The 6,307-nt window shown below is 70.6% G+C and carries 6 protein-coding genes; 2 read left to right on the top strand and 4 right to left on the bottom strand.

The annotated features are described in order from the left end of the window. The first annotated feature begins 244 nt into the window (after window positions 1–244). Together AX669_RS01525 and AX669_RS01530 are read left to right on the top strand one after the other, a co-directional pair. Window positions 245–1,009 (top strand): peptidyl-tRNA hydrolase, encoded by a 765-nt coding sequence (locus AX669_RS01525; protein ID WP_231729365.1) that lies wholly within the window; start codon window positions 245–247, stop codon window positions 1,007–1,009. 123 nt (window positions 1,010–1,132) lie between these two features. Further along, window positions 1,133–2,311: an alanine racemase gene (locus AX669_RS01530; RefSeq protein ID WP_038566886.1), complete on the top strand. Its 1,179-nt coding sequence runs from the start codon at window positions 1,133–1,135 to the stop codon at window positions 2,309–2,311. A 148-nt stretch (window positions 2,312–2,459) separates the two neighbouring features. Here AX669_RS01530 and AX669_RS14145 read toward each other — a convergent pair whose 3' ends face one another. From AX669_RS14145 to AX669_RS01550, 4 genes are all read right to left on the bottom strand, one after another. Next, window positions 2,460–2,912: a metal-sensitive transcriptional regulator gene (locus AX669_RS14145; protein ID WP_369815050.1), complete on the bottom strand. Its 453-nt coding sequence runs from the start codon at window positions 2,910–2,912 to the stop codon at window positions 2,460–2,462. Further along, window positions 2,909–5,242 carry a cation-translocating P-type ATPase gene (locus AX669_RS01540; protein ID WP_062256162.1) on the bottom strand — a complete coding sequence of 778 codons (2,334 nt, stop codon included), beginning with the start codon at window positions 5,240–5,242 and terminating at the stop codon, window positions 2,909–2,911. The genes AX669_RS14145 and AX669_RS01540 overlap by 4 nt, the downstream gene beginning before the upstream one ends. A 107-nt stretch (window positions 5,243–5,349) precedes the next feature. Then, window positions 5,350–5,562 (bottom strand): heavy-metal-associated domain-containing protein, encoded by a 213-nt coding sequence (locus AX669_RS01545; RefSeq protein WP_062256164.1) that lies wholly within the window; start codon window positions 5,560–5,562, stop codon window positions 5,350–5,352. A 97-nt stretch (window positions 5,563–5,659) separates the two neighbouring features. Then, the coding region (locus AX669_RS01550) for an SDR family oxidoreductase (RefSeq protein ID WP_062256166.1) at window positions 5,660–6,307 on the bottom strand (648 nt) is incomplete at its 5' end.

Here is a 6,307-nt window from a genome sequence, read left to right on the forward strand (position 1 = left end):
CGAAATCACCCAACTCAACCCCACGTGACTCCAATCAGGTTGACAGCTTCCGCACGTCTGCGATTTCCGGTCACCTTCGCGATTCCTGATCCCATCCGCGAATCCCGGTCACTTTCGCACCGCCAGCCGTGACGGCGAAGGCCGCGCCCGACGCGTCGGGCGCGGCCTTCTCGGCGTCCGACACGGGGCAGCTCGCATCGTCGCCATTCTTCGCGCCCCGGGCCCCCTGGACCACAATGGTGCGGTGAGTGAGACGAGACCCGCGCCCGAGACCGACGCCCCGCCTCTGGCGATGCAGATCGCGCTGCGCGTCGAGAAGACCGCGCCACCGGACGAACTCGACGCCTGCGCCGCGGCCGCGCAGGCCTGCGTCGGATTGTTCGTCGAGGCCGAGCGCCGCGCGCACCCCGTCGTGTCCTCTGATGCCGCCAGCGGCGCCGACGACGACGGCGCCGCTGGCGGCATCGAGACGCCCGCCCCCGACACTGCGATGCTCGACGCCATCGACGCCTGGCGCGGCATCGCCATCCGCAAGATCGTGAGGCGTTGCAGCGGCAAGCGCTGGAGTGACGCGCAAGCCCTCGACGGGGTGACGGCTCGTCACGGCAGCGCCGAGGCTCGTGCGTTCACGCCGGCGCCGACGTCACCGCTGCCGCCCGAGCTGAAGAAGATGCAGGTCGAGGGCACGCAGCTCCCGTCGCACCCCGACGATGGAACGAGCGACGCGCGCGACCCGCAGGACGTGGATGCGATGGTCACCGTCCGCCTCAGCCCCCTCGTCACGATGACGAGCGGAAAGAGCGCCGCGCAGTGCGCGCACGCGGCGCAGCGAGCGTGGGAATCGATGAGCGCCGACGAGCGCGCACGGTGGGCGGCCGACGACCACCGCGTCCGCATCGTGCGCGATACAGAGGCGCACTGGGCCGCGACGCCGGGCCGCGTCAGCATCATCGACGCCGGATTCACCGAACTCGACGGACAGCACGAGACGACCCGCGCGGACTGGTGACGCACCCGCGCACGTCACGATTCGTCGCCGAGCATCACGTGAACCGCGGTTTCCCGCGCAGGGAGCACAAGATTGCGGCCCGACGACCGGCAGAATGAATGCACCCGACCGTCAGGAGTTCTCGTGACCGCCACGCCCCGCCTCGTCGCCGACCTCGACGTGCTCGAACGCAACATCGACGCCATGGCGAGCCTGGGTCGTGACGCCGGTGTCGCGCTGCGGCCGCACGTCAAGACGCACAAGATGCCGGAGATCGCCACGATGCAGCGTGACGCGGCGGCGCACGGCATCACCGTCGCGACGATCGGTGAGGCCGAGGTCTTCGTCGACGCGGGCTTCGACGACGTGTTCATCGCCTACCCCTTGTGGGTCGACGACGAGGCTGGGCGGCGCCTGCGGGCCCTCGCGGAACGCGCGCGCATCGGCGTCGGCTGCGACTCGATGACGGCCGCGCGCCAGCTGCGCAAGCCGCTCGGCTCTGCGGTGGTCGAGGTCCTCGTCGAGCTCGACTCGGGTCAGCACCGCACCGGCATCCCGGCGCGTGACGCAGGCGAGCTCGCCGCGGGCATCGCGAGCCTCGGCTTCGACGTGCGCGGCGTCTTCACCTTTCCCGGCCACTCGTACTCGCCGGAAGGCCGAGCCCAGTCCGCTGACGACGAACGCGCTGCGCTCGCCGGCGCGTCACGAGCCCTGCGCGCCAAGGGAATCGAACCGCACGTTCGTAGCGGCGGGTCGAGCCCGAGCATGGCGTTCGCTGCACGCAACGGCGCTGGCGAAGGCGCGCGCGCGGGCATGCCGGGGGTTGCGTCGTCGTCGGGGAGCGCCCTCACGAGCCTGCCTGGCGCCACCTCCGCCGTCAACGACGGCGCGGGCCCGTCGACGGATGTCGCCCCCACGGAGATGCGGCCCGGCGCGTACGTCTTCAACGATGCGCAGCAGTGGGAACTCGGAGCCTGCGCGGCCGGGGACATCGCGCTCACCGCACACGCGCGGGTCGTCTCGCACTCGGGTGGGCGTCTCGTGCTCGATGCCGGGTCGAAGACGCTCGCTGCCGACAAGGCGCCCTGGGCGAGCGGCCACGGTCGACTGCTCGACCATCCCGACGCGCGCATCGTGCAGATGTCCGAGCATCACGGCGTCGTCGACATGGCCGGGGCCTCCCTGCCCGCACTCGGCTCGACCGTGCGCGTCGTGCCGAATCACTGCTGCAACGCGATCAACCTGGCCAACGCGGTCGACGTCGTACGCAACGGCACGCTCGTGGACACCTGGGCCGTCGCAGCGCGGGGCATGAACAGCTGACGCCTTTCGCGTGCTCGAGTGTGTGGGGCGTGATCGATCCAGCGCTCGCACCGAGGCGCCGCGCAGGTGAGTCAGTTGGTGCCGGCCGAGTCAGTCCTGCGTGACTCGGCCAGCATCAACTGACTCGGCTGCGCGAGGCGGGCGAGCGTCAGCGCACGAATCGGCGCAGGGCGTCGCTGACCTCGGCGAGTTTGGTGGCCTGTTCGTCGCCCCCAGCTCGAGCAGCCTCGACGACGCAGTGGGCCATGTGGTCGTCGAGCAGCCCGAGCGCCACGGCCTTCAACCCCGACTGGATGGCCGCGATCTGGGTGAGGACGTCGATGCAGTACCGGTCGTCCGCGACCATCTTCTCGACGCCGCGCACCTGCCCCTCGATGCGCTTGAGCCGCTTGGACAGAGCATCCTTCGACCCGGCGTTCTCGTACCCCGGTTTCGACGGTTCACAGCACGACGACCCCGCGGCGTGATCGCCGCCATCGGACACCCCGTTGCCCGGCTCCACAGCGTCAACCAGGGCGTCTTCAGCCCCCGTCAGTGCGTCGACGACGGGTTCCTGCCGCATCGCCTCCACGGCCGGCTCCTTCGACTTCGTCTCGCTCACGCGCGCCCACCCTCCTCGTTCGATCGATGACTCGACTGTTGCTCCGCCGTCCCGGCGAAGCGGCGCAACCGCAGGCTGTTGAGCACGACGAACACCGAGCTGAACGCCATCGCGGCGCCCGCGATCATGGGGTTGAGCAGCCCCGCGGCGGCCAACGGAATCGCTGCGACGTTGTACGCAAACGCCCAGAACAGGTTGCTCTTGATCGTGTTCAGCGTCCTGCGGCCCAGGCGGATCGCGTCGCCGACGAGACGCAGATCGCCGCGCACGACGGTGACGTCAGCCGCTTCGATCGCAACGTCCGTGCCCGTTCCCATCGCGATGCCGAGATCGGCCTGCGCGAGCGCGGGAGCGTCGTTGACGCCGTCGCCGACCATCGCGACGACGCGCCCCTCACCCTGCAGACGCGTGATGACGTCGACCTTGCCCGCCGGCAGCACACCGGCGATGACGTCGTCGATGCGGACCGCGTCGGCGACGCTCCGCGCGGCGCGCTCGTTGTCGCCCGTCAGCAGGACGGTGTGCAGGCCGAGGCGCGACAGTCCGCGCAGGGCATCCGCGCTCGTCGGTTTCACGGTGTCGGTGACGGCGATGACGCCACGCGCCGCGGCGCCCCATCCGACGGCGACGACCGTCCCACCACCCGATTCGAGATCGTCGAAGGCTCCACGCAGGTGGCCGTCGAGAGCCATGCCCCGGGCCGCGAGAGCATCCGGGCGGCCGACGATGACGTCGACCATCACGGCTGCCTCAGCGTTCGGGCCGGGCACGCGCACTCGCCCCGTCACGCCCTCGCCGGGCATGTTGATGAAACCGTCGGCGGTCGGCAGATCGCCGACGCGGTCGCGGCCCGCGTCGGTGATGGCGCGAGCGATCGGGTGCTCCGAGCCGCTCTCGAGGGCTGCCGCAACAGCGAGCACGTCGTCCTCGGATTCACCACCGGCACAGACGATCTCACCGACCGACATCTCGCCGGAGGTGAGCGTTCCGGTCTTGTCGAGCACGACCGTGTCGATGCGATGCGTCGTCTCGAGCACCTCGGGGCCCTTGAAGAGCACCCCGAACTGCGCGCCGCGCCCAGTACCCACCATGAGCGCCGTCGGCGTCGCAAGACCCAGCGCGCAGGGGCACGCGATGATGAGCACCGCGACGGCTGCGGTGAACGCCGCTTCGACGTCGCCCGTCACGACGAGCCAGCCGAGGAGCGTCAGCACCGACAGCGCAATGACGACCGGCACGAAGATGCCGGAGACGCGATCGGCGAGCCGCTGCACGTCCGCTTTGCCGTTCTGCGCGTCCTCGACGAGCTTCGCCATCTGCGCGAGCTGCGTCTGCCCGCCGACGCGGGTGGCGCGCACCACGATCCGTCCGCTCGTGTTGAGCGTCGCCCCGATGACGGCGTCACCGGGGCCGACGTCGACGGGCACCGATTCGCCCGTCACCATCGAGGCGTCGACGGCGCTGTCACCGCTGACGACCTCGCCGTCGGTCGCGATCTTCTCGCCGGGTCGCACGACGATGCGGTCGCCGACGACGAGTTGGCCTGCGTTCACACGCTGCTCGCGCTCGACGCCGTCAGGGCCGGAGCGCAGGACGGTCGCCTCCTTGGCCCCCAGGTCGAGCAGAGCGCGCAGCGCGGCGCCGCTCGCGCGTTTCGAACGCGCCTCGACGAAGCGTCCGAGCAGCACGAACGTCGTGACGCCGGCGGCCGCCTCCAGGTAGATGTTCGACGCACCGTGCCCTCGCGTCGCGCCGAAGTCGAAGCCGTGCTTCATGCCCGGCATGCCGGCGTCGCCGAAGAACAGCGCGTACAGCGACCACGCGAACGCCGCGATCGTGCCGACGCTGACGAGGGTGTCCATCGTCGTCGCGCCGTGCTTGAGGTTCGTCCACGCGGCGCGATGGAACGGCCACGCACCCCAGACCACGACGGGCGCCGCGAGCGTCAGCGACAGCCACTGCCAGTTCGTGAACTGCAGCGGCGGAATCATCGCCATGAGCACGACAGGCACCGTCAGCACAGCGCTGACGACGAGGCGCTGCCGCAGCTCGCGCACGTGCGCGTCGGCCGGTGATTCGCCCGCTTTGCCGGCGCGAGCGCCGCTGTCCGCCCCGTCAGCGTCGGCCGATGACGGCGGGGAAACCGGTTCCGGCGTGATGACGCTCGCGCCGTAGCCGGTCTTCTGGACCGTTGCGACGAGGTCGTCGGGCGTCACGTCGTCGGCGAAGGCGACGCGTGCCTTCTCCGTCGCGTAGTTGACGCTGGCCTCGACGCCGTCGAGCTTGTTGAGCTTGCGTTCGATGCGGTTCGCGCACGAGGCGCACGTCATGCCTGTCAGCGCCAGTTCGACACTCTGCGTCGGCGTTGCCGGAGCCTCGGGGGCTACTGGCGCCGCTGGGGTGGGGGTCCGGGTCTGCGTGGTCGTCTCGATCACCCTCAGGCGAGCTGGTATCCGGCTTCGGTGACGGCGGCGTCGACCTGCTCGCGGCTCACGGGCCGGTCGGAGGTGAACGTCACGACGCCGCTCTCGTGGTTGGCGACGACGTCGCTGACGCCGGGGATCTCCTCGAGTTCCTCGCGCACGCTCATCTCGCAGTGGCCACAGGTCATGCCGGTGACGGTGTACGTGCTGGTGTTCTGCTCAGCCATGACTGCTCCTTCGTCGTGTTTTACTGACACACAACACCATACCCCCAGAGGGTATTCCCCTCCGGTCGACCGTCGCCCGCCCCCGCCGTCGCGCGCGTCAGTTCGATGCCAGGTGCGCGCCGAAGCGCTGCATCCCGCGGATCCACCGGTCGTAGTCGGCGCCCTTGGCGCGGTACATGTCGAGCACGTTCGCGTGGGGCAGCACGAGGAACGTCTCGTTCTCGATCGCGCGCATGACGTCGTCCGCCACCTGCGCAGGCGTGAGCACCGGGCCCGATTCGGTGACGGCGCGCTGCGCGACGCGCGAGGCGCCGCCGGTCTCGGTCAGCAGGTTCGTGTCGACGCCCATCGGGCACAGGCAGCTGACGCCGACGCCCTTGTCGCCGTACGACACGGCGAGCCATTCGGCGAAGGCGAGCGCCGCGTGCTTCGTCGTCGCGTACGTCGACGAGCCGATCTGCGTGAGCAGGCCGGCAGCCGACGCCGTCGAGACGAAGTAGCCGCGGCCGCGCTCCACCCATCCCGGCACGAGCTGCTGCGCGGCGCGCACGTGCGCCATGAGGTTGACGTCGATCGCGGTGGCCCAGCTCGCCTCGTCGGCCAGATCTGCGCCCACGCCGACGCCCGCGTTCGCGACGTAGACGTCGACCGGCGCACCGAACTCGCGTTCGGCGAGGACGATGACCTCGGCGATGTCGGCGGCGCTCGAGGCGTCACCGGCGGCGGCGACCACGTCGCCGTGGGC

Origin of the sequence: Dermacoccus sp. CCH2-D9 (genome assembly GCF_001556795.1) — a bacterium.
GTDB lineage: Bacteria > Actinomycetota > Actinomycetes > Actinomycetales > Dermatophilaceae > Dermacoccus > Dermacoccus nishinomiyaensis.